Origin of the sequence: Alistipes sp. An31A (assembly GCF_002159425.1) — a bacterium.
In the GTDB taxonomy this organism is placed as follows: Bacteria; Bacteroidota; Bacteroidia; order Bacteroidales; family Rikenellaceae; genus Alistipes; species Alistipes excrementigallinarum.
On the sequence record NZ_NFIO01000001.1, the window covers coordinates 50,979 to 77,758 of the forward strand.

A 26,780-nucleotide genomic window follows, 5' to 3' on the forward strand; every position below is an offset into this window, starting at 1 on the left:
TCCCGCATTGAATGATTGTGTATAAATGTATTTATATGGTTTTATAGAAACGATAAGTAAAAAGTATGGAAAACCCTGCAAAATGCTGGAAAAACGCGAAAAAAGATGGGGCTATATATGGAATTTCCAAAAAAATGCGTACCTTTGCAGTCCATTTTGGACAATGGAGATAGATTTTTTAACCAAGTTTCAAGGACAAAAACGTTTTAAGAAATGCCAACTATTCAACAGTTAGTGAGAAACGGTCGGGTTGCCCTCGAGGACAAGTCGAAGTCCCCTGCACTCGCAGCGTGCCCCCAGCGCCGCGGCGTCTGCACGCGTGTGTACACCACGACCCCGAAGAAGCCTAACTCGGCTATGCGTAAGGTGGCGCGTGTGCGCCTGACCAACGGCAAGGAGGTCAACGCCTACATCCCGGGCGAGGGCCACAACCTGCAGGAGCACTCCATCGTGCTCGTCCGCGGCGGTCGTGTGAAGGACCTCCCCGGTGTACGTTACCACCTGGTGCGCGGTGCGCTCGACTCGGCCGGTGTAGACGGACGTCGTCAGCGTCGCTCGAAGTACGGTGCAAAGCGACCCAAGGCCGGTAAATAATCGAAAACAGAAGAATCAATCGAATTTTTTTAGCAAGAAACAATGAGAAAAGCTAAGCCTAAGAAGCGAATTCTACTTCCGGATCCGAAGTTCAACGACGTGGCAGTGACCCGTTTCGTGAACAACCTCATGCTGGATGGTAAGAAGAGTATTGCCTACACCATTTTCTACGATGCACTGGAGCTGGTGGGCAAGAAGATGAAGGATGCTGATAAATCTCCGCTGGAAATCTGGAAACAGGCTCTCGAGAATATCACGCCCCAAGTCGAAGTGAAGTCGAAGCGTATCGGTGGCGCGACCTTCCAGGTTCCTATGGAGGTTCGGCCGGAGCGCAAGATTTCTATTTCCATGAAGAACCTTGTCCTTTACTCGCGTAAGCGCGCCGGCAAAACGATGGCAGAGAAGCTTTCAGCAGAGATAATGGACGCCTACAACCAGCAGGGTGCCGCCTTCAAGCGCAAGGAGGAGATGCACCGCATGGCAGAGGCCAACAAGGCGTTCGCACACTTCAGATTCTAAAAAAGGAGACGACAGATGGCAACCAGAGACTTACACTATACGCGTAATATCGGTATCATGGCGCACATCGATGCCGGTAAGACCACCACATCGGAGCGTATCCTTTTCTACACGGGCAAGACCCACAAAATCGGCGAGGTGCACGAGGGCGGCGCCACCATGGACTGGATGGTCCAGGAGCAGGAGCGCGGTATCACCATCACCTCGGCCGCTACCACGGCGTTCTGGCACTACAAGGACCATCAGTATCAGATTAACCTGATTGATACCCCGGGACACGTGGACTTCACCGTCGAGGTGGAGCGTTCGCTCCGCGTACTCGACGGCGCCATCGCCACCTTCTGCGCAGTAGGCGGCGTGGAGCCCCAGTCGGAGACCGTTTGGCGTCAGGCCGACAAGTACCATGTTCCCCGTATCGGCTACGTCAACAAGATGGACCGTACGGGTGCCGACTTCTTCTCGGTCTGCGCGCAGATTAAGGAGCACTTCGGCGCAACGGCGCTTCCGGTGGTTCTGCCCATCGGCGCCGAGGACAAGTTCGAGGGACTGGTAGACCTTATTTATAATAATGCGATTTACTACTTCGACGACAAGACCGTCCGCGACAACTTCGAAATCCGCGAGATTCCCGAGTCGATGAAGGCCGAGGCTGCCGAGTGGCGTGCCAAGCTCATCGAGGAGGTTGCCGCTACGGACGACGCCCTGATGGAGAAGTTCTTCGAGGACCCCGATTCGATTACCCCCGACGAACTGCTGGCCGCCATCCGCAAGGCCACCATCTCGATGCAGCTCGTCCCGATGCTCTGCGGCTCGTCGTTCCACAACAAGGGCGTTCAGAAGCTGCTCGACTACGTGATGGCCTTCCTGCCTTCGCCGCTGGATGTGCCCCCCGTACACGGCATCAACCCCAAGACCGACGCCGAGGAGGTCCGCCACGCTTCGGACGACGAACCCTTCTGCGGTCTGGCCTTCAAGATTGCCACCGACCCCTTCGTAGGCCGTCTGGCATTCGTCCGTGTATACTCGGGCAAGCTCGACGCAGGTTCCTACGTGCTCAATGCACGCAGCGGCAAGCGTGAGCGCATCAGCCGCATCTATCAGATGCACGCCAACAAGCAGAACCCCCTCGAGACGGTCAGCGCCGGTGACATCTGTGCAGCTGTCGGCTTCAAGGAGATTCGCACCGGTGATACGCTCTGCGCCGAGAACGCACCCATCGTGCTCGAGCAGATGACCTTCCCCGAGCCGGTGATTGGTCTGGCCGTAGAGCCCAAGACGCAGAAGGACCTCGACAAGCTGGGCATCGCTCTGGCGAAGCTGGCCGAAGAGGACCCCACCTTCACGGTACACACCGACGAGGATTCGGGTCAGACGGTCATCAGCGGTATGGGTGAGCTCCACCTCGACATCATCGTCGACCGTCTGCGCCGCGAGTTCGGTGTCGAAATCAACCAGGGTGCTCCCCAGGTCAACTACAAGGAGGCCCTCACCAAGACGGTTCAGCACCGTGAGGTCTTCAAGAAGCAGACCGGTGGTCGCGGTAAGTTCGCCGACATCATCTTCGAGATTGGTCCTGCCGACGAGGGCAAGATGGGCCTTACGTTCGTCGATGAGGTGAAGGGCGGTAACATTCCCAAGGAGTTCATCCCCTCGGTTCAGAAGGGCTTCGAGGCCGCCATGGCCAACGGCGCACTGGCCGGCTATCCGATTGACTCGATGAAGGTTACCCTCAAGGACGGTTCGTTCCACCCCGTGGACTCCGACCAGCTGTCGTTCGAAATCGCCGCACGCAACGGCTTCCGCGCCGCAGCTCCCAAGGCCGGTTCGGTCATCATGGAGCCCGTCATGTCGGTGGAGGTTGTTACCCCCGAGGAGAACATGGGCGACATCATCGGCGACCTGAACAAGCGCCGCGGTCAGATTACCGGCATGGAGACGAAGGGTACGGCACGCGTGGTCAAGGCCAAGGTGCCCCTGTCGGAGATGTTCGGCTACGTGACCGTACTGCGTACGATTTCGTCGGGCCGTGCCACCTCTTCCATGGAGTTCTCGCACTTCGAGGAGGTTCCCGCAAACCTTGCCAAGGAGATTATCGAGAAAGCGAGTGGTAAACGTAAGGATATAGAATAAGCACACATATGAACCAGAAGATTAGAATCAAGTTAAAGTCATTCGACCACAATCTCGTCGACAAGTCGGCCGAGAAGATTGTGAAGACCGTGAAGAGCACGGGCGCCGTGGTGAGCGGTCCCGTACCCCTGCCCACGCACAAGCAGATTTTCACGGTGAACCGCTCGACGTTCGTCAACAAGAAGGCCCGCGAGCAGTTCCAGCTCTGCACCTTCAAGCGCATCCTCGACATCTATTCGTCGACTCCGAAGACCATCGACGCACTGATGAAGCTGGAGCTTCCCTCGGGCGTCGAGGTTGAAATCAAGGTCTGATGGGGGTGTTTGCTACCGAATGAGAAAAAGCTCACTTAATATAACAAACGTAATTCGACAAAAATGTCAGGACTTATTGGAAAGAAAATCGGAATGACTTCCGTTTACAGTGCCGAGGGTAAGAACATACCATGCACTGTCATTGAGGCTGGTCCGTGCGTTGTTACGCAAATCAAAACCGTCGAGAAGGACTCCTACGAGGCGGTTCAGATTGCCTATGACGAAAAGAGCGAAAAGCACACCAGCAGCAGTTTGTTAGGGCACTTCAAGAAGGCCGGAACGACTCCCAAGCGCAAGCTTGCCGAGTTCAAGGGCATGCCCGAAGTGAACCTGGGCGACACGCTTACGGTTGACCTCTTCACGGAGGAGGACTGGGTGGACGTCACCGGGATTTCGAAGGGCAAGGGCTTCCAGGGCGTTGTGAAGCGCCACGGCTTCGGCGGTGTCGGCGGCCAGACCCACGGCCAGCACAACCGTCAGCGCAAGCCCGGTTCGCTGGGTGCCTCGTCCTATCCTTCGCGCGTATTCCCCGGCAAGCGTCTGCCTGGCCAGATGGGAGGCGAGCAGGTCAAGGTGCTGAACCTGAAGGTATTGAAAGTGATTCCCGAGAATAACCTCATTCTCGTAAAGGGTTCGATTCCGGGTGCAAAGGGTGCTTACTTAACAATTGAGAAATAGTCATGGAATTAGCTGTATTGAACACACAAGGAAAAGAGACGGGTCGTAAGGTAGTCCTTTCGGACGCTGTCTTCGGCGTGGAGGCTAATGACCACGCTATTTATCTCGATGTGAAGCAGTATCTGGCCGACCAGCGTCAGGGCACGCACAAGTCGAAGCAGCGCAACGAGGTTGCCGGTTCGACGCGCAAGCTCAAGCGCCAGAAGGGTACCGGCGGTGCCCGTTGCGGCAGCATCAAGTCGCCTCTGTTCGTAGGCGGCGGCCGCGTCTTCGGTCCCGTGCCCCGCGACTACAGCTTCAAGCTCAACAAGAAGCTCAAGCAGCTGGCCCGTCGCAGCGCCCTCACCTACAAGGCGCAGGCCGGTGCCATCAGCGTGGTTGAGGCCGTCAAGATGGAGGCTCCGAAGACCAAGTTCGTCGAGGCAATGGCCGAGGCGCTGAAGGTCGCCGACAAGAAGGTGCTCCTCGTACTGCCCGAGTCGAACTACACGCTGCAGCTCTCGTGCCGCAACCTTCCCTACGTGAAGCCGGTGCTGGCACAGAACCTCTGCACCTACGACGTGATGAACGCTTCGGCCCTGGTAATGGTCGAGGGTGCCGAGAATGTATTGAATACGATGTTAGCTTAAAACGCAAGAGACACAATGGAGATTATTATTAAGCCGGTTTTGACCGAGAAAATGACGATTCAGGGCGAAAAGTTGAATCGCTACGGTTTTATCGTTGACGTGAGAGCTAACAAGCTGCAGATTCGCAACGCCGTAGAGCAGATGTACAACGTCGTGGTCACGGACGTGAACACGGTGAACTACATGGGCAAGCAGAAGAGCCGCTACACGAAGGCCGGTCTTCTTGCAGGCCGCGCGAACAACTTCAAGAAGGCTATTGTCACCTTGAAGGATGGAGACAAGATAGATTTTTACAGTAATATCTAACGAAGATGGCAGTAAGAAAATTTAAGCCTGTTACCGCAGGTACGAGACATAAGGTTATCGGCGCATTCGACGAGATTACCTCGAATGTACCGGAGAAGTCGCTCCTGAGCCCCAAGAAGAGCACGGGTGGACGTAACAACACCGGCAAGATGACGGTCCGCTACATCGGCGGCGGTCACAAGCAGATGTACCGTCACGTGGACTTCAAGCGTGCCAAGGACGGCATTGCCGCTACTGTAAAGACTATCGAGTACGACCCCAATCGTACTGCACGTATTGCACTTCTGGTGTATGCCGACGGTGAGAAGAGCTACATCATCGCACCGAACGGCCTGAAGGTGGGCCAGACCGTGATGAGCGGCGCAGGCGTCGCTCCCGAGGTGGGCAACACGCTCTTTCTGAGCGAGATTCCTCTGGGAACGGTCATCCACAACATCGAACTCTACCCGGGTCAGGGTGCCGCCATGGCACGTTCGGCTGGCTCGTATGCTCAACTGCTGGCGCGTGAGGGCAAATTTGCCATCATCAAGCTGCCTTCTGGTGAAACTCGTATGGTACTCGTAACTTGCCGTGCGACCGTGGGCGTGGTTTCGAATCTGGACCACAACCTCGAGAGCTCGGGCAAGGCCGGACGCGAGCGTTGGCTCGGTCGTCGTCCCCGCAACCGTGGTGTCGTAATGAACCCGGTGGATCACCCGATGGGTGGTGGCGAAGGACGTGCTTCGGGTGGTCATCCCCGTTCGCGCAAGGGTCTGCTTGCCAAGGGTTATAAGACTCGTAACCCGAAGAAGACGACCTCGAAGTTTATTATTTCCAAGAAAAAATAATTAAAAAGAGTACATAATGAGCCGTTCATTAAAAAAAGGACCGTATATCGACCCGAAGCTCGAGGCCAAGGTAATCGCCCAGGCCGAAGGCAACAAGAAGTCTGTCATCAAGACCTGGTCGCGCGCAAGTATGATTTCGCCTGACTTCGTAGGTCAGACGGTTGCTGTCCACAACGGAAACAAGTTCATTCCGGTGTATGTAACTGAGAACATGGTAGGTCACAAACTCGGTGAGTTTGCTCCCACCCGCAATTTCCGTGGTCACGCAGGTAACAAGAAAAAATAGGTAGAAAATGGGTGCAAGAAAAGCAATAAGAGCCGAGAAATTAAAGGCTGAAAAGAAGCAGAAGGCGATTGCCATTATGCGTGATTGCCCGACCTCTCCCCGCAAGATGCGCCTGGTGGCCGACATCATCCGCGGTGTTGAGATTAACAAGGCATTGGGTATCCTCCGCTATTCGAAGAAGGAGGCCTCGATTCGCATGGAGAAGCTCCTCAAGTCGGCCATCGCCAACTGGGAGGCCAAGAACGAGAGCGAGCGTCTGGAGGATACGAAGCTCTGCGTGAAGGAAGTGTTCGTCGACGGCGGCCGCATGCTGAAGCGTATTCAGGCTGCGCCCCAGGGTCGTGCACACCGCATCCGCAAGCGTTCGAACCATGTGACAATCGTAGTTGACAAAATGGTAACCGTAGAAAACAAGTAATTCAGATGGGACAGAAAGTTAATCCGATAGCAAATCGTCTTGGTATCATCCGCGGTTGGGATTCCAACTGGTTCGGTGGCAAGGACTTCTCCGACAAGCTCGTAGAAGACGCCAAGATTCGCAAGTACCTGAATGTCCGTCTGGCCAAGGCGAGCATCTCGAAAATCATCATCGAGCGTACGCTGAAACTCGTTACGGTGACCATCTCGACCGCCCGTCCGGGTATCATCATCGGCAAGGGCGGCCAGGAGGTCGACAAACTGAAGGAGGAGCTCAAGAAGCTCACCGGCAAGGAGGTCCAGATTAACATCTTCGAGGTGAAGCGTCCCGAGGTGGATGCCGTCATCGTGGGTCAGAACATCGCCCGTCAGCTCGAGGGCCGCGTGTCGTTCCGCCGTGCGGTGAAGACCGCCGTGGCATCGACCATGCGCATGGGCGCCGAGGGTATCAAAATCCAGGTTGCCGGCCGTGTAGGCGGCGCCGAGATGGCTCGTACGGAGACCGTTAAGGAGGGACGTATTCCGCTGCACACGTTCCGTGCCGACATCGACTACTGCCTCACGGAGGCGCTCACGAAGGTGGGTATCCTCGGTGTGAAGGTGTGGATTTGCCAGGGTACGGTTTACGGCAAGCGCGACATCTTCGAAATCGCCGGCGCATCGGCACAGGCTCCCTCGCAGCGCGATGGCGAGCGTCGCGAGCGTCGCGGTGACCGCGGAGAGCGTCGTGGCGGACGTCGTCGCAACAACAACAAGTAAGTCGGACCTTTTTAAAGCAGAACGAACATGTTACAGCCGAAAAAGACCAAGTTTAGAAGAATGCAGAAAGGCCGTATGAAAGGGCTTGCTCAGAGAGGTAACCAACTTGCATACGGATCGTTCGCAATCAAGGCCCTGGAGTCCTCGTGGATTACGGGCCGTCAGATAGAGGCCGCACGTCAGGCCATCACCCGTTACATGAAGCGTGAAGGTCAGCTCTGGATTCGCATCTTCCCCGACAAACCCATCACGAAGAAGCCTGCCGAGGTACGTATGGGTAAAGGTAAGGGTAATCCCGAAGGATTCGTGGCTCCCGTAACGCCGGGACGTATTCTCTTCGAGGCGGAAGGTGTGCCTCTGGCAGTGGCGCAGGAGGCGCTGCGTCTGGGTGCACAGAAGCTTCCCATTACGACCAAGTTTATTGTACGACGTGATTACGTTGAAACCACTATCTAACAGGACGACAAGATGAAAAGTGCAGAAATCAAGGATCTTTCGGTGAAGGACCTCGCAGAGCGCATCGAGACGGAGAAGGCCCAGCTGGCCACGCTCAAGGTGCAGCATGCGGTATCCCCCGTCGAGAACCCTTCCATCATCAAGAAAAACCGCAGAGATATCGCTCGCATGCTGACCATCCTGCGTCAAAAAAACGCCAAATAAGGAGATAAACCATGGAAAGAAATCTTAGAAAAGAGCGTATCGGGGTGGTTGTCAGCAACAAGATGGAGAAGACCATTGTGGTTGCCGTCGCACGTAAGGTGAAGCATCCCATTTACGGCAAGTTCGTCAACAAGACGACCAAGTTCGTAGCCGAATGCCTCGACGAGAGCTGCAAGGAGGGCGATACGGTCCGGATTATGGAGACCCGTCCCCTGAGCAAGACGAAGCGTTGGAGATTAGTACAAATCATTGAAAGAGCGAAGTAGTTATGATACAACAGGAAAGTAGACTCGTAGTAGCCGACAACAGCGGTGCAAAGGAGGTTCTCTGCATCCGAGTTCTCGGCGGCACGAAGCGTCGCTACGCGTCGATTGGCGATAAAATCGTGGTAGCCGTCAAGAGCGCGAGCCCCTCGGGCGATGTCAAGAAGGGCGCCGTATCGAAGGCGGTTGTGGTCCGCACGACCAAGGAAATCAGACGTGCCAACGGTTCGTACATCCGTTTCGACGACAATGCCGTGGTACTGCTGAACAATCAGGGTGAAATGCGCGGTACTCGTATATTCGGCCCCGTAGCCCGCGAGCTGCGCGACCAGTATATGAAGATTATCTCTCTTGCACCTGAAGTATTGTAAATCAAAAAACAAATTTCGGATATGTCAGTCAAATTACATATTAAGAAGGGGGATATGGTAGCGGTCATCGCCGGCGACAGCAAGGGCCAGCAGGGCAAGGTCCTCAAGGTCGAGCCCGAAAAGCAGCGTGCCATCGTCGAGGGCGTGAACCTCTGCAAGAAGGCCACCAAGCCCAGCTCCAAGAACCCTCAGGGTGGAATCGTCGAGCAGGAGGCTCCCATCCACATCTCGAACTTGCAGGTGCTCGATCCCAAGAGCGGCAAACCTACCCGTGTAGGCCGCAAGCTCAATGATAAAGGTAAATTAGTTCGTTACGCTAAAAAGTCAGGGGAGGAGATTAAATAATGGCATACGTACCAACACTCAAGACACAGTATAAGGAGCAGATTGTCCCTGCCCTTATGAAGGAGTTCGGTTACTCGAGCGTCATGCAGTGCCCGAAACTCACCAAGATTGTTATCAACCAGGGTATGGGTCAGGCCGTAGCCGACAAGAAGCTCATCGACGTAGCGGAGGCCGAGCTGACGCAGATTGCAGGTCAGAAGGCCGTTCAGACCCGTTCGCGCAAGGACATCTCGAACTTCAAGCTGCGCAAGGGTATGCCCATCGGCGTACGCGTTACGCTGCGTGACACGAAGATGTACGAGTTCCTCGAGCGTCTGATTGCCGTGGCTCTGCCCCGAATCCGTGACTTCAAGGGTATCAACGAGAAGTTCGACGGTCGCGGCAACTACACCCTCGGCATCGCCGAGCAGATTATCTTCCCGGAAATCGACATCGACAAGATTACGAAGATTTTCGGTATGGAGATTACCTTCGTGACCACGGCCAAGACCGACGAGGAGGCCTACTCGCTGCTCCGTAGCTTCGGTCTTCCTTTCAAGAACGCTAAAAAGAACTAAGCTATATGGCAAAAGAATCGATGAAGGCACGCGAGGTAAAGCGTGCAAAGCTCGCGAAGCGTTATCAGCACAAGCGCGAGGAGATTGCTGCCAAGGTGAAGAGCGGCGAGATGGACCACGAGGAGGCATGGGTAGCCCTTTCGAAGCTGCCGCGCAACTCGAACCCCATCCGTCAGCACAACCGCTGCAAGATTACGGGACGTCCGAAGGGCTATATCCGTCAGTTCGGTATCAGCCGTATCCAGTTCCGTGAGATGGCTTCGCAGGGGTTGATTCCCGGCGTGAAGAAGGCCAGCTGGTAGTCGATTTACGGGTGCGATGCGTCGCACCCGTAAATTCACTTCCGATTCACGGGAGGGGGAGAAGGAGGTGCCGAAGGAGGTGCCGAAGGGGAGTCTGAGGAGGAACCGAAGGGGGAATCGAAAGAGGAGCCTGAGGAGGAGCCGAAGAGGTACCGAAAGCATCGAAAGTCACCTTCCCGTCGAGTCGAGAGGTTCCGTTCTCCGGGGTGCAAGCCCAGGAGCATCGCATCAGGAGGCACCGCCCGTTGGGGCGCGTCTGCTCGCCGCATGCTCGCAGAGTCGGAACCCGATAGGGGCGCAGAGCCCGAGTAAGGAGGTCGCAAAATCGGGGAAAGTGCCGCCACAAGCGGTAACTTCTCGATGGCGTGACACCCGAAAAGGTTAGGCGTTTTGTTACGGATTTCCCGGACCGGTGTCGCCCGAGAGACGCCGTTGCCGCTACCCTGCAGGGGGCGCGACGGTCGTTTCGGAGGGTGGAAACCGAGGTCGCACAGGGCGGAAATCGGTACGGAGACATGTTAGCAGCCAAGGGTGCTAACATTGTCCGTATTGCGGAATCTGCATCGCGGGCCTCAAAATTAAGGTTAAATGCATGGTTTATCGGGAAATAATACGTATATTTGCGCGCTTAAACTCCGGGTTGGGCGTCGCATGTGCGTGTGAAAACCGCCTTCGCGGACCGCTCCCGGAACGGCAAAAAGGAAAACTCAACGGATGGCCGCTCGGACGACCGAATGGCGTAAACCGATGATTTTGAATAAATTATTTACTAACAAACTTTAATTTTTAACTTCTATTCGTTATGACTGATCCTATTGCGGACTTTCTGACCAGAATTAGAAACGCGGTGAAAGCCAACCACAAGGTGGTTGAAGCTCCCGGTTCAAAAATTAAGCAGGAGATTACGAAGATTCTCTACGAGCAGGGTTACATCCTCGCCTACAAGTTCGACACGAACGAGAAGGGCCACCCGACCATCAAGATTGCCCTGAAATGGGATGCCGCCACGAAGAGCAACGCCATCAAGGGGCTGCAGCGCATCAGCCGTCCGGGTCTGCGCCGCTACGCTTCGGTATCGGAGATGCCGCGCGTGCTCAACGGTCTGGGTATCGCCATCCTCTCGACCTCGAAGGGCATCATGACCGACGCCAAGGCCCGCAAGGAGAACGTAGGCGGTGAGGTTCTGTGCTACATCTACTAATCATCGAAATCATTAAACAACAACAACATGTCAAGAATTGGTAAATTACCTGTAAACTTGCCCGCCGGCGTTACCGTCGAGGTAGCTGCCGACAATACGGTAAGCGTGAAAGGGCCACTCGGGACACTGAGTCTGAAGGTAGACTCGGACATCACGGTTACGGTAGGCTCGCACAAGGACCCCCACACGGAGAAGGATATTCCCGCCGTGTTCGTAACGCGCCCGACCAACCAGCCGCGCCATCGTTCGCTGCACGGTCTCTACCGCGCACTTATCAACAACATGGTCATCGGCGTATCGAAGGGCTATGAAATCAAGCAGGAGCTGGTGGGCGTCGGCTACAAGGCCGAGGTCAAGGGCCAGGTGCTTGAGATGAGCCTGGGCTATTCGCACGACACCTACCTGATGCTGCCCCCCGAGGTTACCGCTACGGCCGTGACGGAGAAGAAGGGCAACCCGATTGTAACGCTCAAGTCGATTGACAAGCAGCTCATCGGCCAGGTAGCCGCCAAGCTCCGCTCGCTGCGTAAGCCGGAGCCGTACAAGGGCAAGGGTATCAAGTTCGTAGGCGAGCAGATTCGCCGCAAGGCAGGTAAATCGGCTGGTGCCAAATAGTAAATAGTCAAGAGTTATGTCACTGAACAAGATAGAAAGAAGAGAGAGGATTAAGATGCGTATCCGTAAAATCGTCAACGGTACGCCCGAACAGCCTCGCATGACTGTATTCCGTAGCAACAAGCAAATCTACGTACAGTTTATTGACGACCTGGCCGGTCAGACGCTGGCCGCCGCATCTTCGCTCGACAAGGAGGTTGCCGAAGCAGCCGCCGGCAAGACCAAGTGCGAAGTGGCCGCTCTGGTGGGCAAGCTCGCAGCCGAGCGTGCCGTAGCCAAGGGCATCTCGACGGTGTCGTTCGACCGTAACGGCTACCTCTATCACGGACGCGTAAAACAGTTGGCCGAAGCAGCTCGCGAAGCCGGTCTTAAATTCTAAGCGAATATGTCTAATACGAACATAAAGAAAGTACGCACGAGCGACCTCGAGCTTAAGGACAGACTCGTAAGCATCCAGCGTGTTACGAAGGTAACGAAGGGTGGTCGCACATTCAGCTTCTCGGCCATCGTCGTTGTCGGCAACGAGAACGGCGTGGTAGGCTACGGCCTGGGCAAGGCCTCGGAGGTACAGGCTGCCATCGCCAAGGGCGTGGAGGATGCCAAGAAGAACCTGGTCAAGATTCCGGTCATCAACGGTACGATTCCCCACAAGCAGGAGCTCCGTTACGGCGGTTCGCTCGTGATGATTCGTCCGGCCGCTCCCGGTACGGGTATCATCGCCGGCGGTGCCATGCGTGCCGTTCTGGAGTCGGTGGGCGTGAAGAACGTGCTTGCCAAGAGCAAGGGCTCGTCGAACCCCCACAACCTCGTCAAGGCAACCATCGGTGCCCTCTGCGAGCTGCGCGACGCACGCAGCATCGCCCAGCTTCGCGGCATCTCGATGAACCAGGTGTTTAACGGTTAATTTCTCGAAGACAAATGGCAAGATTGAAAATCACTCAGGTCAAAAGCCGCATCGGCGCCACCGCGCGTCAGTGCAAGAACCTCGACGCGCTGGGTCTGAAGAAGATTAACGCAAGCGTGGAGCACGACGACTCGGTCATCATCAAGGGGATGATTGAGCGCGTAAAGCACCTCGTCAAGGTCGAGGAGGTAAAGTAAAGTATAATTGCAAAGACGTAATTTAAGCATGGAACTCAATAATCTCAAACCCGCTAAGGGTTCTACGCACCACGACAAGCGGATTGGCCGCGGTGCAGGTTCGGGTCACGGCGGCACGGCCACGCGTGGTCACAAGGGTGCTCAGTCGCGTTCGGGTTACTCGCGCAAGCTGGGCTTCGAGGGCGGTCAGATGCCTCTGCAGCGTCGCGTGCCGAAGTTCGGTTTCACGAACCTGAAGCGTGTGGAATACAAGCCCATCAACCTTTCGACGCTCGAGGAGCTGGCAGCCAAGAAGTCGCTCTCGGAGATTTCGTTCGAGACGCTCGTCGAGGCAGGTTTCGTAGCGAACGGCGACCGTGTGAAGATTCTCGGCGACGGCGCGCTGACGAAGGCCCTTGCGGTCAAGGCTCACGCCTTCTCGAAGAGCGCCGAGGCAGCCATCACGGCAGCCGGCGGCAGTGTCGAAAAACTGTAGGACCTTTAGAACGCAAACATTATGAGTCAATACCTTATCGTTGGTCTCGTCTTTTTGGTGGTAATCGTTCTTCTGGCGACCAACAAGAAAGTGGTGGAGACTATCAAGAACATCTATAAAATCGAGGAGCTCCGCAAGCGTGTACTCTACACCATCGGGCTGCTCGTGGTTTACCGTCTTGGTAGTTTCGTAGTGATTCCGGGCATCAACCCCAACGCCCTGGGCGAGGGTTCGGCGTATGCCAGCCAGTTGGAGGGCAACGGACTTCTGGGTCTGTTGAACGTCTTCTCGGGCGGTGCATTTGGCAATGCGGCGATTTTCGCGCTCGGAGTCATGCCGTACATCACCGCCTCCATCGTCATCCAGCTCATGGGCATGATGATTCCGTATTTCCAGAAGATGCAGAAGGAGGGTGAGAGCGGCCGCCGCAAGATGAACCAGTGGACGCGTTTCCTGACAATCGTCGTCTTGATTATCCAGGGACCGGCCTACATCGCGAACCTCTACCACCAGGTTCCCGACGCGTTCGTCTACGGCAACTCGTTCGGCTTCGTCTGCTATGCGACGACGATTCTGATTGCCGGCACCATGTTCATCATGTGGCTCGGCGAGAAGATTACGGACAAGGGTATCGGCAACGGTATCTCGCTCATCATCATGATTGGCATCGTGGCCCGTCTGCCCCACGCGCTGTTGGCCGAGGTCAACGCGCGCTTCCAGACCGCCTCGGGCAGCGCCATCATGCTGATTCTCGAGCTGGTGCTCCTCTTCCTTGTCTTCATGGCAACGATTGCCCTGGTACAGGCAGTCCGCAAGGTGCCCGTACAGTATGCCAAGCGTATTGTCGGCAATAAGCAGTACGGCGGTGTGCGTCAGTACATCCCGCTGAAGATGAATGCCGCGAACGTGATGCCCATCATCTTCGCGCAGGCTCTGATGTTTATTCCGGCTCTGTTCACCAACGTCGCTCCGGGCTTTGCTTCGGCGTTCAGCTCGATGACCGGCTTCTGGTACAACTTTACGCTGGCAGTGCTGGTAATCGCCTTCACCTACTTCTACACGGCGATTATCATCAATCCTCAAATGATGGCCGATGACATGAAGCGCAACGGCGGCTTTATCCCGGGAGTGAAACCGGGCAAGCAGACGGTGAACTACATCGATACCATCATGACGCGCATCACCCTTCCGGGTTCGATTTTCCTCGCCATCGTAGCGATTCTTCCGGCGCTGGCGATGAAGTTCCTGGGCATTCAGCAGGCCTTCGCCTACTTCTACGGCGGAACGTCGCTGCTGATTATGGTCGGTGTGGTGCTCGACACTCTCAAGCAGATAGAGAGCTACCTGCTGATGCGTCACTACGACGGTCTGATGAAGACGGGTCGAATCCAGGGACGTCATTAGGAGGCGATTTTTAGAGTTCTTGAACATGATTTACCTAAAGACAGACGAGGAAATCGAGCTGCTTCGCGAAAACAACATCCTGGTGAGCGAGACGCTGGCGGAGGTGGGTCGCCACATCGCGCCCGGCGTCACCACCAAGGAGTTGGATAAGATAGCCGAAGATTTTATCCGTTCGCACGGAGCGGTTCCCGCTTTCCTCGGGTACGAGGGCTATCCCGCCTCGTTGTGCATTTCGGTCAACGAGCAGATAGTTCACGGTATCCCATCCTCGAAATGCGTCCTCAAGGAGGGCGACATCGTTTCGGTCGATTGTGGTACGTTTATGAAGGGGTTTGTTGGTGATTCGGCCTATACGTTTGCCGTGGGAGAGATTGCCGAGGAAGTACGGCAGTTGCTCGACGTCACCAAAGAGGCTCTTTATAAAGGTACGGCGCAGGCCAAGGCGGGAAATCGCGTAGGCGATATCTCGGCGGCCGTACAGGAGTACGCCGAACAGTTTGGTTACGGCGTAGTGCGCGAACTGGAGGGACACGGACTGGGTCGGAAGATGCACGAGGACCCGGGTGTTCCCAACTACGGAGCACGAGGCAGAGGACCACTCCTGAAGGAGGGTATGGTCATCTGCATCGAACCCATGATCAACATGGGGACCAAGGCGGTGGTTTTCGAACGGGATGGCTGGACGGTAAGGACCAAGGACCGCAAGCCGGCGGCACACTTCGAGTTTGCCGTGGCAATCCGCAAGGATGGTCCCGATGTCCTGACGGACTTCAGTATCATCGAGAAAACACTAAAAAACTGAGACTCTATGGCAAAGCAAGCTGCTATCGAACGGGACGGTACGATTATCGAGGCCCTCTCCAACGCGATGTTCCGCGTCGAGCTGGACAACGGCCACATTCTTACCGCACACATCTCGGGTAAAATGCGCATGCATTACATCAAGATTCTTCCCGGCGATAAGGTAAAAGTGGAGATGACGCCGTACGACCTGACCAAGGGGCGTATCTCCTTCCGTTACAAATAACAATTGATTGCTTGAAATCATGAAAGTTAAAGCATCCATCAAGAAGAGAAGCGAGGATTGCAAGATTGTGAAGCGTAAGGGCAAACTTTACGTCATCTGCAAGAAAAATCCCAAGTTTAAAATGCGCCAAGGGTAATGTTTAAACGGTTTATTTAAGAAGAAAAGATTTTTATGGCACGTATAGTTGGTGTAGATTTACCAAAAAACAAGCAGGGCGAAATCGGTCTGACCTATATCTACGGTATCGGTCGCTCGACGGCCCGCAAGATTCTCGACGGCGCAGGAATCAGCTACGACGTCAAAGTACAGGACTGGACCGATGAGCAGGTAACCGCCATTCGTTCGAAGATTGCCGAGATGGGCATCAAGGTCGAGGGCGAGTGCCGTTCGATGGTTCAGCTCAACATCAAGCGTCTGATGGATATCGGCTGCTACCGCGGCATCCGTCACCGCCTGGGTCTTCCCGTTCGCGGCCAGTCGACCAAGAACAACGCCCGCACCCGCAAGGGCAAGAAGAAGACGGTCGCAAACAAGAAAAAGGCAACTAAGTAATCTTTAGAGAATTATGGCAAAGAAAACTGGAACAGTCAAGAAAAAGGTCGTGAAGGTAGGTGCCGTGGGCAACGCTTACGTACACTCGACTTTCAACAACGTCATCATCACGATTACCAACGAGGTGGGTGACGTCATCAGCTGGTCGTCGGCCGGCAAGATGGGCTTCCGTGGTTCGAAGAAGAATACTCCGTATGCCGCACAGACGTCGGCCGCCGATTGCGCCAAGGTTGCATACGACATGGGTCTGCGCAAGGTGAAGGTCTATGTCAAGGGCCCGGGTGCAGGTCGCGAGTCGGCCGTACGCACCATCCACGGTGCCGGTATCGAGGTGATGGAGATTATCGACGTCACTCCGCTGCCGCACAACGGTTGCCGTGCTCCCAACCGTCGCCGCGTATAATTCCGGTGCCGGCCCTTCGGGCGGCGGGCAGCAATGATTCTCTGAGAAGGTGTTTGCGGGCCGGCCGTCGGCCAGGGACGGAGCCAACAACTAATCAACGATATTTAACATAGTAAAACCATGGGAAGATATATAGGACCAAAATCTAAAATCGCCAGAAAGTTCGGTGAAGCTATTTACGGTGCGGACAGAGTGCTCGAAAAGCGCAACTATCCTCCCGGACAGCATGGCCTGGCGCGCAAGCGCAAGAAGATTTCCGAGTACGGTACGCAGCTGAGCGAGAAGCAGAAGGCCAAGTATACCTACGGCCTGCTGGAGAAGCAGTTCTCGCGCACGTACGAGCAGGCTGCCCGTATGGGCGGCATCACGGGTGAGAACCTGCTGAAGCTGCTCGAGTGCCGTCTGGACAACGTTGTTTACCGCTTGGGTATCGCTCCGACGCGCGCAGCTGCCCGTCAGCTCGTATCGCACTGCCACATCTGCGTGAACGGAAGCGTAGTGAACGTACCGTCGTATTCGCTCCGCGTGGGCGACATCGTCTCCGTTCGCGAGAAGTCGAAGAGCCTCGAAGTCATCACGGCATCCCTCGCCGGCGGTTCGAAGAGCCGCTACGCCTGGCTGGAGTGGGACAACGCCACCATGAGCGGCAAGTTCCTCCAGACCCCGGAGCGCGAGGAGATTCCCGAGAACATCAAGGAGCAGCTCATCGTCGAACTCTACTCGAAGTAGTAATTTAACAGCAATTCAATATTATGGCAATTTTAGCATTCCAGAAACCTGAGAAGGTTATTATGCTCGAATCCACTCCGTCGTTCGGGAAGTTCGAATTCCGACCGCTGGAGCCCGGATTCGGTATGACTGTCGGTAACGCTTTGCGTCGTATTCTGCTCTCTTCGCTGGAGGGATATGCAATCACGACTGTCAAGGTCGCCGGTGTCGACCACGAGTTTGCCGCCATCCCCGGTGTGATGGAGGGTATGATTGACATTATCCTCAATCTGAAGCAGGTTCGTTTTATCCGCACAGTCGATAATCAGGATGCCGAGAAGGTGTCTATTAACGTTGCGGGTGTGACGGAGCTGACTGCCGGATATATCTCGAATTACTTGTCGTTCTTCAAGGTGCTGAACCCCGACCTGGTGATTTGCCACCTGGCTCCGGGTACGAAGATGCAGATGACGCTCACGATTGGCAAGGGGCGCGGCTATGTTCCCTCGGAGGAGAACATGCCGGCCGACTGCGAATTCGGAACGCTGCCCATCGACTCGATTTTCACGCCCATCAAGAACGTGAAATACTCTGTGGAGAACTACCGTGTCGAGCAGAAGACCGACTACGAGAAGCTCAACATAGAGATTACTACCGACGGGTCGATTCATCCCAAGGAGGCGCTCAAGGAGGCCGCGAAAATCCTCATCCAGCACTTCATGCTCTTCTCCGACGAGAAGATTACGGTGAACATGGAGGATACGAACGGCGCCGAGGAGTTCGACGAGGATGTGCTTCACATGCGCCAACTGCTGAAGACGAAGCTTTCGGACCAGGACCTGAGCGTACGTGCGCTCAACTGCCTGAAAGCCGCCGATGTGGACACCGTAGGCGACCTGGTGAAGCTCAACCGCAACGACCTGCTGAAGTTCCGCAACTTCGGCAAGAAGTCGCTGACGGAGCTCGATGAATTGCTGGCCTCGCTCAACCTTAAGTTCGGTATGGACGTATCTATCTACAAACTTGACAAAGACTAAACATGAGACACAATAAGAATTTCAACCATCTCGGCCGTCAGGCGGGTCACCGCAAGGCGCTGCTGTCGAACATGGCTTCGTCGCTTATCCTGCACAAGCGCATCGAGACTACGGTTGCGAAGGCACGGGCCCTGCGTCAGTTCGTGGAGCCGCTCGTAACGAAGTCGAAAGAGGACACCACGCACTCGCGCCGTGTCGTATTCTCCTACCTCAAGCAGAAGGAGGCTGTAACGGAGCTCTTCCGTACCATCGCGCCGAAGATTGCCGAGCGTCCGGGCGGTTATACACGTATTCTGAAGACGGGCTTCCGTCTGGGCGATGCTGCCGACATGTGCATCATCGAGTTCGTTGACTTCAACGAGCCCTACACGCTGGGTGTTAAGCCGGCCGCTACGGAGGCGAAGCCCAAGACGCGTCGTTCGCGTTCGAAGAAGACGACCGACGCCGTGGAGGATGCTACGGTCGTAGAGAGCAAGAAGACGGCTGCGCCGAAGGCCCCGAAGGCTGCATCGGCCAAGACCGCCGCTCCGAAGGCTGCCAAGAAGACCAACGTAGGCAAGAAGATGTAATCGCGCACGGGCGGACCCCGACCGGGGTCCGGAACCCGTCAGCCGAAGAGTTCCCGGGAGGGGTCGCCGAGCGACACTCCCGGGAATTTTTTTGTGCGCAGCTGGGGCTTTTCGGTTGTCGCGTTGTTTTCTTCGGGGACTTGTGGCGTTGTGGAGGATGCTCTTCGGCGTGGTGCGCTCCCTTCGGGTTCTTGTTGTCCTCTTCTGTTTTTGTGCCGTGGTTGGTGTGTTTCGGCGCGTTGCGTCATGCTGTTGCCGATTTTTTCCTTATATTTATAGGACGAAGCGTTACTCGGACCATGCGCACCTTCGGCCGCATGCGGTTGGGGGAGCCGTACAGATTTCAATCCTTTGAAACCGCGATGAGGAGCGCAATGAAGACGATGAAGACGATGATAGGAATGACGACGATGAAACGATGGCTGCTCGGCCTCGGCGCCCTGTGCGGCCTTCAGACACTCTCAGCCCAGAACCTCGATTCGCTGCTGCGGACGGTTCACGACCGGGACCAGGCGGTGCGCCTCGAGGTTCTTCGCCTCTCGCAGCAGGAGCCGCAGCAGGTCGACTCGCTGCTTGCGGCCTGCGCACGCATGGAGGAGGTTGATGCCCGCAACCGGCAGATTGTCTCCTCGCTGCTCGAGAATGGGTGGCCCGAGGGACTCTCCGACGAGGCGAACGAGACCATTTGGCTGGTGATTGACCACGCCGACCTGGCGATGCAGCGACGCTTCATGCCGCTCGTCGAGGAGCAGATGCGGGCCGGCCGCATCTCCGGAGCGAGCTACGCCACGCTGCTCGACCGGATGCTCATGCGTGAGGGACGCCCCCAGCGCTATGGCACGCAGACGCACGCCTCGACGCTCCTGGTCGACGGAGCGCCGCAGCGCGTCGAGCGCATCTGCCGCCTCTGGCCCGTCGAGTCGCCCGAGCGGCTCGATTCGCTGCGTGAGGCGGTGGGACTCGAACCCATCGACGACTACCTCCGTGCCGTGGGGGAGAGCTATGGCGCCCCCTGCACCTGGGACCCGACGCTCGGGGTCGAGGCCTTCTCCGAGGAGTAGCAATTGAATTGCCGGACATCGGGTAGACCGGCCGGCGGCAGTAGGTAAGCGGGTCGTCGAAGTTGTGGCGAAGGATTGACGACCGAAGAGAAAGCCGTGTCGTAGGTGCGGTGAAGGGCCGGCGCCCGAAGGTGAAGGACCGTCAGCGGAGCGGCGAAGGGTTTGTCGTAGGTGCGGTGATAGGCCGGCAACAGTGGGGGAGGTGCGTCGGAAGGGGTGGCGGAAAAAATTTTTTGCAAAAAATCGCCCCTCGGCAGCCGATGTTAGATTCTTTTCAGATTTGAGCGCGAACTTTGTATCGTAAAAGAAAACAGAACACGTTAAAACTTAAAAAACCGTATGACCATGAAAAAGTATTTTGCAGCAGCAGCCCTTCTCTTTGCAGGTATCACCGCTTCGTTCGCCGACGGCCGCGAGCGCCCCATCACCCTCGAGCAGCTTCCCGCCGCCGCGCAGGAGTTCCTCTCCGCCAACTTCAAGAACCTGACCCTCGCCTTCGCCATCGAGGACCCGCAGTTCATCGGTTCGGAGTATGAGGTGACCTACACCGACCGTACGGAGGTCGACTTCGACAACGACGGTGCCTGGACCTCGGTCGAGTGCCGTTATGCGGCGGTTCCCGAGGCGATTGTACCGGCCCAGATTCGCGACTACGTTGCCAAGAGCTTCGCAGGGCAGACCATCCGCAAAATCGAGCGCAACAAGTACACCTGGGAGGCCGAGCTGATGAATGGCCTGGAAATCAAGTTCGACAAGAACTTCCAGGTGATTGACATCGACGACTGATGCCGGCTTCCATCGGCAGCAAGCGGCGAGGCTTCGGCCCCGCCGCTTTTTTGCATGGAGGTGGGGGAGGAACACTGGCCGCCGGACCTGTGCAGTGGCCTCTCCGCGACGCAACGACAAAGCCCGTGCTGCATTGTGCAGCACGGGCTTTGTCGTGGATGCGGTCCACGCCCCGACGGGGGCGCCGGCCGCTGTTTCCGGAGTCCGGGACTACTTGGCAAATCCCTTGCCAATGGCCAGGAAGTCGGCAGCCTTGAGGGCGGCGCCGCCAATCAGACCACCGTCGACATCCTCCTTGGCGAAGATTTCGGCAGCGTTGGCCGGCTTGCACGAACCTCCGTAGAGAATCGGGCACTCGGCAGCAGCTGCGCCGAACTTCTCGGCCAGCACCTTGCGGATGTAGGCGTGAATCTCCTGAGCCTGCTCGGCCGTGGCGGTCTTGCCCGTACCGATGGCCCATACGGGCTCGTAGGCGATGACCAGGTTCTTGAACTGCTCCTCCGTGAGGTTGTAGACCACCTCCTCAATCTGAGCCTTCACCACGTCGAAGTGCTTGCCGGCCTCGCGCTCCTCGAGGTTCTCACCCACGCAGTAAATCGGCGTGAGGTTGTTGGCATAGGCCTGCTCCATCTTCTTGTTGAGCGTAGCGGAGGTCTCGCCGTAGTACTGGCGGCGCTCCGAGTGGCCCAGAATGACATACTTGCAGCCCAGGGCGGCAAGCATCGATGCTGCAACCTCGCCCGTGTAGGCACCCTTGGCCTCGGCGGCGCAGTTCTGGGCGCCCAGCGCGATGTCCGAACCCTTCAGGGCCTCGGCCACCATCGACAGATGGGTGAACGGCGGGCAGACGATGAAGTTCACGCACGAGCATACCTCGCCGCGTCCTGCTACGACGCCCTTTGCCAGTTCGACTCCTTCGGCGGGAAGCGTATTCATCTTCCAGTTGCCGGCTACGATTTTCTTTCTCATGTTCGGTTTGTTTTTATAGATGATGTTGTATGCAATTGCCGTTATCAGCCCCGCAAGCAGGATGGCGCTGCAGATGCGGTCGAACCGCACCCAGAGGGTCGCCTGCTCCGGCGCCGTGTGGAGCACCCATGCGGCGGCACACCCTGCGGCCGCATAGCTCCAGAAGACCAGCCAGCCGCGCTGCCGCATCGTGAGCCTGTGCCACGCCCGGAGCGCGAGCCAGAGCCAGCATCCGGCGGCCAGCAGCAGCCACACCGCGCGGCCGAACCATGCCGGCAGCACCCCTCCGATGGAGAGGCCGCCCGCCACGATGACGGCGATGATGACCGCGTCGGCGATTCTCCGCTTCCGACGCTCTGTTTCCTGTTCGCTCATGCTTCCGAAATGCTGCATTGCGGGGCGTTGCGGGGACAATGACTCCCGGGGCCATGTTACCCCGCTAATCCTCGTGCCCTGTGACCCCGGAGACTTCCGCGACCCTTGCGACCCTCATGGCCTTCCGGGCTCTCGGCTTCTCCGTGGCTCCCGTGGTTCTCGTGGCCTTCCGGGCTCTCGGCTCCTCCGTGGCCCTTGTGGCTCCCGGCTCCTCCTCAGTGCCTCCTCAGTGCCCCCCGTGGGGCCCCGCGGCCCGAGGTGCCCGGCCCGTTATTCGGCCGCGCACCACGCCTTGACCTCCTCCATCGAGGGGGCCTTCAGCCCGAGCTTGTTTTTCTTATTGTATCCGCAGAGGTCGTTGAAGAACTTGCCCGGTGCGAGCTTGCGCAGCGACTCTACGGTGATGTAGCCCATCTTCTGGATGACGGGAACCCACTCCTCGGGGACGCCGATGGCAGTGTAGGCCTCCGCGGGGTCGGCCACGACCTTCTTCTCGGGACGCATCTGCGGGAAGAAGAGCACGTCCTGAACTGAGGACTGGCCCGTCATGAACATCGCCAGACGGTCGATGCCCATGCCCATGCCCGAGCAGGTCGGCATGCCGTACTCCAGTGCGCGGACGAAGTCCATGTCGATGAACATCGCCTCGTCGTCGCCCTTCTCCGAGAGACGCAGCTGCTCCTGGAAGCGCTCCAGCTGGTCAATCGGGTCGTTCAGCTCGGAGTAGGCGTTGCAGAGCTCCTTGCCGTTGACGAAGAGCTCGAAACGCTCCGTGAGCTCCCGGTTGTCGCGGTGGCGCTTGCACAGCGGCGACATCTCGATGGGGTAGTCGCAGACGAAGGTGGGCTGGATGAGCTCCCCTTCGCAGTACTGCCCGAAGATGGCGTCGATGAGCTTGCCCTTGCCCATCGTCTCGTCGGTCTCGACACCCAGACGGCTGCATGCCTCGCGCAGCTGCTCCTCGCTCTGGCCCGTGATGTCGTAGCCCGTCTTCTCGCGGATGGCGTCGGTCATCGTCAGGCGGCGGAAGGGGGCCTTGAAGGAGATTTGTCGGCCGTCGATGGTCAGCTCCGTGGTGCCGTTCACAGCGGTCGAAATCCGCTCGAGCATCTGCTCGGTGAACTCCATCATCCAGCGGTAGTCCTTGTAGGCCACGTAGATTTCCATGCAGGTGAACTCGGGGTTGTGCGTGCGGTCCATGCCCTCGTTGCGGAAGTTCTTGCCCAGCTCGTAGACGCCGTCGAAGCCGCCGACGATGAGCCGCTTGAGGTAGAGCTCCGTGGCGATGCGCAGGTAGAGGTCTATGTCGAGCGAGTTGTGGTGCGTGATGAAGGGACGTGCCGCCGCACCGCCCGGAATGGGCTGCAGGATGGGCGTCTCGACCTCGAGGTAGCCCCGCTCGTTGAAGAACTCGCGCATCGTCGTGATGATTTTGGCACGCTTGACGAAGACCTCCTTGACCTGCGGATTGACAATCAGGTCGAGGTAGCGCTGGCGGTAGCGGATTTCGGGGTCGGTGAGGGCGTCGAAAGTCTTGCCGTCCTTCTCCTTGACGACGGGCAGCGGACGAATCGACTTGGAGAGCAGGGTGAACTTGCGGCAGTGCACCGAGAGCTCGCCCGTCTTGGTATGGAAGGCGAAGCCCTCCACGCCGACGAAGTCGCCGATGTCGAGCAGCTTCTTGAATACGGTGTTGTAGAGCGTCGGGTCGCCTTCGGGGCAGATGTCGTCGCGGCGGATGTAGACCTGGATGCGGCCCGTGTGGTCCTGCAGTTCGAAGAACGACGCGCTGCCCATGATGCGGCGCGACATGATGCGGCCCGCGATGCGGATATCCTGGAAGTTGCCCTTCGCTTCGTCGTAGTTCTCGGCGATTTCACGCGCGGTGGCCGTCACCTCGTAACGGGCGGCGGGGTAGGGGTCGATGCCCAATTCGCGCAGCGCCTTGAGCGACTGTCTGCGAAGCAGTTCCTGTTCACTGAGTTCGATGCTCATATTATCTCTTGTTTGATTTGTTTTCCGGAGGGCAAAATTACAAAAAAAAGTCGAGATTTCGGGTGCGGCCCCTTTTTTTCGACCCCCTCCGACGCAGCAACCCCCGGGCCAGTGGCTCCGGGGGTCGTTCATGCGTGCGGGTTGCCCGGCGCGGCGGCCGCTGCCGTCACGCTGCCGGGCGTGCGCTATCGGAGGGCGATGCGCGGACGCGGGCGTGTGCTGCGCGGGTCGACGTCATGGCGCAGCTGTCCGGCGGCAGCGCTCTGAAGGGCGGGCGCGGGAGCTGTCGGCCGCTCGACGTAGTTGCGGCGTGCGGCGGTGCCCGATGCGGCTGCGCGCTGGATGTTGAAGTAGATGGCGTCGTAGAGCGCTCCCGGGATGCGCGAATAGGTGTCGGGAGTTGCCGAGTCGACGCTCACGTAGTTCATCGAGCGGTAGTCGGTGCTGCGCCCCTCGAACTCGGTGAACTCACCCTGCAGGATGAAGCTGTCGTCGTAGAGGTGGCCCGTGAAGAGCCGCTGCGGTGCGGTGTTGACGTAATTGAGGTTGTCACCGTCGCCGAGCACCATGCCGCCGAAGTAGAGGTGGATGTTGTCGTTGCCGTTGTAGGGACCCAGGTCCTGAGGACCCTGGATGTAGACCTGCTGGGTCTCGGGGTCGTAGTTCATCACGAAGGGGGTGGTCTGTGCCACGTCGGCATCCGACCAGCCGTAGACGCGGTAGCTGTAGTTGGCCACCAGCTCCTCGACGCGCAGGTTGTAGGTGATGGTGTTGGGGCTCCAGAACTCGGTGCTCTGCCCCTTGAGCGTCCACTCGCCCAGATAGGCCTTGTAGCCCTCGTCCTCCTCCTCGCTGGGCTCGGCGTTGGTTGCGGCGACGGCATACGCTCCGATTACTTCGGTGCCCGAGGGGTCGTTGGTCATCACCAGGAAGCAGTATTCGGTCTGGGGCTGGAGTGCGCTGGAGGTGAAGGGGTCCTCCTTGAGTACGCCCGAGAACTGCTGCTGTGCGGTGAGCGATGCGCTCCACTCCTCCGACAGGGGCATGGCGTTGGGGACAAAGAGGCCGTACTGGATGGCATCCTCGATGGAAAGCCCGGAGCTCAACGCGTCAATCATCTCCTTCGAGGTGAAGAGGTACATGACCGTCGAGGGGTCAATCTGGTCGAAGTAGCGGAACGTGGCCGAGACGTGGAGCGTGTTGTAGCCGTAGAGCGACTCCGCCTCGTTCTCGTAGGGGGTGAGCGTCAGCTCGATTTCGGGCTCGTAGGGCTCCGGCTCGATGGCCTCCTGCTGGAGGAAGGTGTCGCCGTTCATGTCGACGCCGTAGATGGCCAGCACGTAGGCGGCTCCCGGAACCGTGAAGCCCCACTGGTCGGTGTAGCAGTTGGCGCTGACGTAGCCGTATTCGTAGAGGAAGTCGCAGAGGTCCTTCTCGGTATTCTCGCTGAGGAACTCGTCGAGGGTCTGCCGGCTGAAGAGGTCGTAGTAGAAGAAGCGCACATCCTCGCCGGGGTCGATGACCGAGAGCATCCCCTCGGGGGTGAGCTCCGAGATGGTCACCTGGACGCGGGCCGACGACTCGTCGGGCTCGGGGGTGTTGATTTCGACCGACTCGGCGCGTCCCATCTGACCGGTTTCGGCATTGAGCAGCGGTGCGGCGAGGGCCACGTAGGTGCGTCCGCCGACGATGGCGGCGAAGCTTTCGCGAGGCTCGTTCGCATCACCGGCGTTCCAGACCACGGTGCGCGGACCGGTCGAGGTGATGCCGTAGTTGGCCAGCACCAGACGGTTGAACTCCTCCTCGGTCAGTTCGCCGTATTCGGCCACGGCCTGGTCGTGGAGGTATTTGTAGAACCAGAGCTCGATGTAGGTGTGGCTCACGGCGGCGTCCGGAGCGACGTTGCCGATGATGTAGCTCAGGCTGGTCTTGGTCGCCTCGCCGGCCGTGAGGATATCCTCGTCCGAGGGGTTGACCTCCAGACAGAGTGCCTGGCTGTAGAGTCCGTTGCTGCGGGCGGCTATCCAGATGCGGTTTGCGACGTAGAGGTTGGCCTCCTCGATGGTGACCGTTGCGGGGAAGCTGACGGGGGTGATGGTCTCGCCGGTCCGGAAAATCGTCTCGGGGGTGACGTCCACCGTCTCGAAGAAGGCTGCCTCACCGAACCAGTAGGCCACCTCGGCACCCTCGGTTGCGGTGACCGTGAAGGTGACGGTGCCCTCCTGGGCGGACTGAAGTTGGGCCGAGAGTTCGGGGGCCGTGGGTTCTTCTGGCCCCGGACCGGACGTTGTGTCCTCGGAGCAGCTCCATGACGTCAGCAGAAGCATGGCGCATGCGAGAATCGAGTAGATTTTTTTCATGCTTGCAAAGGTTAAATGATTAATAAAGGGAAAAGATTGGTGCAATATCGGAAAAAACGGCAGGAAAAACAAATAAAATAGACCAAATTATACGACAAAAAGAGAAATCAGCTCTCCTTTTTACCATTTTGATTGAATGGTGATGCATTTCGGTCGAAAACAGCCTTGCATGCAGCACATCCCGA

Annotated in this window: 38 protein-coding genes; 35 read left to right on the plus strand and 3 right to left on the minus strand. The window is 57.4% G+C overall.

The window, feature by feature from the left end:
• Window positions 1-213: 213 nt before the first annotated feature.
• The 35 genes from rpsL (at window position 214) to B5F90_RS00375 (ending at window position 20,896) form a co-directional block, all read left to right on the plus strand.
• On the plus strand, window positions 214-594 hold the full coding sequence (rpsL, locus tag B5F90_RS00205) for a 30S ribosomal protein S12 (protein ID WP_087359722.1): 381 nt from the start codon (window positions 214-216) through the stop codon (window positions 592-594).
• Between the two features lie 42 nt (window positions 595-636).
• Window positions 637-1,113, plus strand: coding sequence for a 30S ribosomal protein S7 (gene rpsG, locus B5F90_RS00210; protein ID WP_087359725.1), 477 nt, complete (start codon window positions 637-639; stop codon window positions 1,111-1,113).
• 15 nt (window positions 1,114-1,128) lie between these two features.
• Window positions 1,129-3,243: an elongation factor G gene (gene fusA / locus B5F90_RS00215; RefSeq protein ID WP_087359729.1), complete on the plus strand. Its 2,115-nt coding sequence runs from the start codon at window positions 1,129-1,131 to the stop codon at window positions 3,241-3,243.
• Window positions 3,244-3,251: 8 nt separating this feature from the next.
• On the plus strand, window positions 3,252-3,557 hold the full coding sequence (rpsJ, locus tag B5F90_RS00220) for a 30S ribosomal protein S10 (RefSeq protein ID WP_004329464.1): 306 nt from the start codon (window positions 3,252-3,254) through the stop codon (window positions 3,555-3,557).
• A 63-nt stretch (window positions 3,558-3,620) separates the two neighbouring features.
• Complete coding sequence (gene rplC / locus B5F90_RS00225; RefSeq protein ID WP_087359731.1) at window positions 3,621-4,235, plus strand: 50S ribosomal protein L3; 615 nt, start codon at window positions 3,621-3,623, stop codon at window positions 4,233-4,235.
• Between the two features lie 2 nt (window positions 4,236-4,237).
• On the plus strand, window positions 4,238-4,864 hold the full coding sequence (gene rplD / locus B5F90_RS00230) for a 50S ribosomal protein L4 (protein ID WP_087359734.1): 627 nt from the start codon (window positions 4,238-4,240) through the stop codon (window positions 4,862-4,864).
• Between the two features lie 15 nt (window positions 4,865-4,879).
• Window positions 4,880-5,170 carry a 50S ribosomal protein L23 gene (gene rplW, locus B5F90_RS00235; protein WP_087359737.1) on the plus strand — a complete coding sequence of 97 codons (291 nt, stop codon included), beginning with the start codon at window positions 4,880-4,882 and terminating at the stop codon, window positions 5,168-5,170.
• Window positions 5,171-5,175: 5 nt separating this feature from the next.
• Window positions 5,176-5,997, plus strand: a complete 822-nt coding sequence (gene rplB, locus B5F90_RS00240; RefSeq protein ID WP_087359740.1) for a 50S ribosomal protein L2 — start codon at window positions 5,176-5,178, stop codon at window positions 5,995-5,997.
• Between the two features lie 16 nt (window positions 5,998-6,013).
• A complete protein-coding gene (rpsS, locus tag B5F90_RS00245) occupies window positions 6,014-6,283 on the plus strand; it encodes a 30S ribosomal protein S19 (protein WP_087359743.1) in 270 nt (89 codons plus the stop codon).
• Window positions 6,284-6,290: 7 nt separating this feature from the next.
• Window positions 6,291-6,701 carry a 50S ribosomal protein L22 gene (gene rplV / locus B5F90_RS00250; RefSeq protein ID WP_087359746.1) on the plus strand — a complete coding sequence of 137 codons (411 nt, stop codon included), beginning with the start codon at window positions 6,291-6,293 and terminating at the stop codon, window positions 6,699-6,701.
• Between the two features lie 5 nt (window positions 6,702-6,706).
• On the plus strand, window positions 6,707-7,459 hold the full coding sequence (rpsC, locus tag B5F90_RS00255; RefSeq protein ID WP_087359749.1) for a 30S ribosomal protein S3: 753 nt from the start codon (window positions 6,707-6,709) through the stop codon (window positions 7,457-7,459).
• Between the two features lie 27 nt (window positions 7,460-7,486).
• On the plus strand, window positions 7,487-7,915 hold the full coding sequence (gene rplP, locus B5F90_RS00260; protein ID WP_087359752.1) for a 50S ribosomal protein L16: 429 nt from the start codon (window positions 7,487-7,489) through the stop codon (window positions 7,913-7,915).
• A 12-nt stretch (window positions 7,916-7,927) separates the two neighbouring features.
• Window positions 7,928-8,119 (plus strand): 50S ribosomal protein L29, encoded by a 192-nt coding sequence (gene rpmC, locus B5F90_RS00265; RefSeq protein WP_087359755.1) that lies wholly within the window; start codon window positions 7,928-7,930, stop codon window positions 8,117-8,119.
• Window positions 8,120-8,130: 11 nt separating this feature from the next.
• The gene (rpsQ, locus tag B5F90_RS00270; protein ID WP_087359758.1) at window positions 8,131-8,385 is read left to right on the plus strand and encodes a 30S ribosomal protein S17; all 255 of its coding nucleotides are present in this window, start codon (window positions 8,131-8,133) and stop codon (window positions 8,383-8,385) included.
• A gap of 2 nt (window positions 8,386-8,387) precedes the next feature.
• Window positions 8,388-8,753: a 50S ribosomal protein L14 gene (gene rplN, locus B5F90_RS00275; RefSeq protein ID WP_087311260.1), complete on the plus strand. Its 366-nt coding sequence runs from the start codon at window positions 8,388-8,390 to the stop codon at window positions 8,751-8,753.
• Between the two features lie 21 nt (window positions 8,754-8,774).
• On the plus strand, window positions 8,775-9,098 hold the full coding sequence (gene rplX, locus B5F90_RS00280; protein WP_087359761.1) for a 50S ribosomal protein L24: 324 nt from the start codon (window positions 8,775-8,777) through the stop codon (window positions 9,096-9,098).
• The gene (rplE, locus tag B5F90_RS00285) at window positions 9,098-9,655 is read left to right on the plus strand and encodes a 50S ribosomal protein L5 (RefSeq protein ID WP_087359764.1); all 558 of its coding nucleotides are present in this window, start codon (window positions 9,098-9,100) and stop codon (window positions 9,653-9,655) included. The genes rplX and rplE overlap by 1 nt, the downstream gene beginning before the upstream one ends.
• Before the next feature lie 5 nt (window positions 9,656-9,660).
• Window positions 9,661-9,957, plus strand: a complete 297-nt coding sequence (gene rpsN, locus B5F90_RS00290; RefSeq protein ID WP_087359767.1) for a 30S ribosomal protein S14 — start codon at window positions 9,661-9,663, stop codon at window positions 9,955-9,957.
• 802 nt (window positions 9,958-10,759) lie between these two features.
• Window positions 10,760-11,158, plus strand: coding sequence for a 30S ribosomal protein S8 (rpsH, locus tag B5F90_RS00295; protein WP_087359771.1), 399 nt, complete (start codon window positions 10,760-10,762; stop codon window positions 11,156-11,158).
• A 27-nt stretch (window positions 11,159-11,185) separates the two neighbouring features.
• The gene (gene rplF / locus B5F90_RS00300; protein WP_087359774.1) at window positions 11,186-11,773 is read left to right on the plus strand and encodes a 50S ribosomal protein L6; all 588 of its coding nucleotides are present in this window, start codon (window positions 11,186-11,188) and stop codon (window positions 11,771-11,773) included.
• Window positions 11,774-11,789: 16 nt separating this feature from the next.
• Complete coding sequence (gene rplR, locus B5F90_RS00305) at window positions 11,790-12,152, plus strand: 50S ribosomal protein L18 (protein WP_087359777.1); 363 nt, start codon at window positions 11,790-11,792, stop codon at window positions 12,150-12,152.
• A 6-nt stretch (window positions 12,153-12,158) separates the two neighbouring features.
• Window positions 12,159-12,677 carry a 30S ribosomal protein S5 gene (rpsE, locus tag B5F90_RS00310; RefSeq protein ID WP_087359780.1) on the plus strand — a complete coding sequence of 173 codons (519 nt, stop codon included), beginning with the start codon at window positions 12,159-12,161 and terminating at the stop codon, window positions 12,675-12,677.
• Between the two features lie 14 nt (window positions 12,678-12,691).
• Window positions 12,692-12,874: a 50S ribosomal protein L30 gene (gene rpmD, locus B5F90_RS00315; RefSeq protein ID WP_087359783.1), complete on the plus strand. Its 183-nt coding sequence runs from the start codon at window positions 12,692-12,694 to the stop codon at window positions 12,872-12,874.
• Window positions 12,875-12,902: 28 nt separating this feature from the next.
• On the plus strand, window positions 12,903-13,349 hold the full coding sequence (gene rplO, locus B5F90_RS00320) for a 50S ribosomal protein L15 (protein ID WP_087359786.1): 447 nt from the start codon (window positions 12,903-12,905) through the stop codon (window positions 13,347-13,349).
• A 21-nt stretch (window positions 13,350-13,370) separates the two neighbouring features.
• Entirely contained in the window at window positions 13,371-14,753 is a 1,383-nt protein-coding gene (gene secY / locus B5F90_RS00325) for a preprotein translocase subunit SecY (protein ID WP_087359789.1), read from the plus strand.
• A 25-nt stretch (window positions 14,754-14,778) separates the two neighbouring features.
• Complete coding sequence (map, locus tag B5F90_RS00330; RefSeq protein ID WP_087359792.1) at window positions 14,779-15,555, plus strand: type I methionyl aminopeptidase; 777 nt, start codon at window positions 14,779-14,781, stop codon at window positions 15,553-15,555.
• A 6-nt stretch (window positions 15,556-15,561) separates the two neighbouring features.
• Complete coding sequence (infA, locus tag B5F90_RS00335) at window positions 15,562-15,780, plus strand: translation initiation factor IF-1 (protein ID WP_087359795.1); 219 nt, start codon at window positions 15,562-15,564, stop codon at window positions 15,778-15,780.
• A gap of 19 nt (window positions 15,781-15,799) precedes the next feature.
• On the plus strand, window positions 15,800-15,916 hold the full coding sequence (ykgO, locus tag B5F90_RS00340) for a type B 50S ribosomal protein L36 (protein ID WP_010262443.1): 117 nt from the start codon (window positions 15,800-15,802) through the stop codon (window positions 15,914-15,916).
• Window positions 15,917-15,951: 35 nt separating this feature from the next.
• A complete protein-coding gene (rpsM, locus tag B5F90_RS00345) occupies window positions 15,952-16,332 on the plus strand; it encodes a 30S ribosomal protein S13 (protein WP_087359798.1) in 381 nt (126 codons plus the stop codon).
• 13 nt (window positions 16,333-16,345) lie between these two features.
• The gene (rpsK, locus tag B5F90_RS00350) at window positions 16,346-16,735 is read left to right on the plus strand and encodes a 30S ribosomal protein S11 (protein WP_022307380.1); all 390 of its coding nucleotides are present in this window, start codon (window positions 16,346-16,348) and stop codon (window positions 16,733-16,735) included.
• 120 nt (window positions 16,736-16,855) lie between these two features.
• The gene (gene rpsD, locus B5F90_RS00355) at window positions 16,856-17,464 is read left to right on the plus strand and encodes a 30S ribosomal protein S4 (RefSeq protein WP_087359800.1); all 609 of its coding nucleotides are present in this window, start codon (window positions 16,856-16,858) and stop codon (window positions 17,462-17,464) included.
• Between the two features lie 23 nt (window positions 17,465-17,487).
• Window positions 17,488-18,480 (plus strand): DNA-directed RNA polymerase subunit alpha, encoded by a 993-nt coding sequence (locus B5F90_RS00360; protein ID WP_087359803.1) that lies wholly within the window; start codon window positions 17,488-17,490, stop codon window positions 18,478-18,480.
• Between the two features lie 2 nt (window positions 18,481-18,482).
• Complete coding sequence (gene rplQ, locus B5F90_RS00365; RefSeq protein WP_087359806.1) at window positions 18,483-19,049, plus strand: 50S ribosomal protein L17; 567 nt, start codon at window positions 18,483-18,485, stop codon at window positions 19,047-19,049.
• A gap of 374 nt (window positions 19,050-19,423) precedes the next feature.
• Window positions 19,424-20,110 (plus strand): DUF6624 domain-containing protein, encoded by a 687-nt coding sequence (locus tag B5F90_RS00370; protein ID WP_087359809.1) that lies wholly within the window; start codon window positions 19,424-19,426, stop codon window positions 20,108-20,110.
• 345 nt (window positions 20,111-20,455) lie between these two features.
• Window positions 20,456-20,896 carry a PepSY-like domain-containing protein gene (locus tag B5F90_RS00375; protein WP_087360630.1) on the plus strand — a complete coding sequence of 147 codons (441 nt, stop codon included), beginning with the start codon at window positions 20,456-20,458 and terminating at the stop codon, window positions 20,894-20,896.
• 210 nt (window positions 20,897-21,106) lie between these two features.
• On the opposite strand, the gene tpiA is transcribed toward B5F90_RS00375, so the two are convergent.
• The 3 genes from tpiA to B5F90_RS00390 all read right to left on the minus strand — a co-directional run bounded on the left by tpiA (window position 21,107) and on the right by B5F90_RS00390 (window position 26,595).
• Window positions 21,107-21,865 carry a triose-phosphate isomerase gene (tpiA, locus tag B5F90_RS00380; RefSeq protein WP_087360632.1) on the minus strand — a complete coding sequence of 253 codons (759 nt, stop codon included), beginning with the start codon at window positions 21,863-21,865 and terminating at the stop codon, window positions 21,107-21,109.
• A gap of 645 nt (window positions 21,866-22,510) precedes the next feature.
• Window positions 22,511-24,235, minus strand: a complete 1,725-nt coding sequence (gene lysS / locus B5F90_RS00385; RefSeq protein WP_087359811.1) for a lysine--tRNA ligase — start codon at window positions 24,233-24,235, stop codon at window positions 22,511-22,513.
• Window positions 24,236-24,420: 185 nt separating this feature from the next.
• Complete coding sequence (locus tag B5F90_RS00390) at window positions 24,421-26,595, minus strand: hypothetical protein (RefSeq protein ID WP_087359814.1); 2,175 nt, start codon at window positions 26,593-26,595, stop codon at window positions 24,421-24,423.
• Window positions 26,596-26,780: the final 185 nt, after the last annotated feature.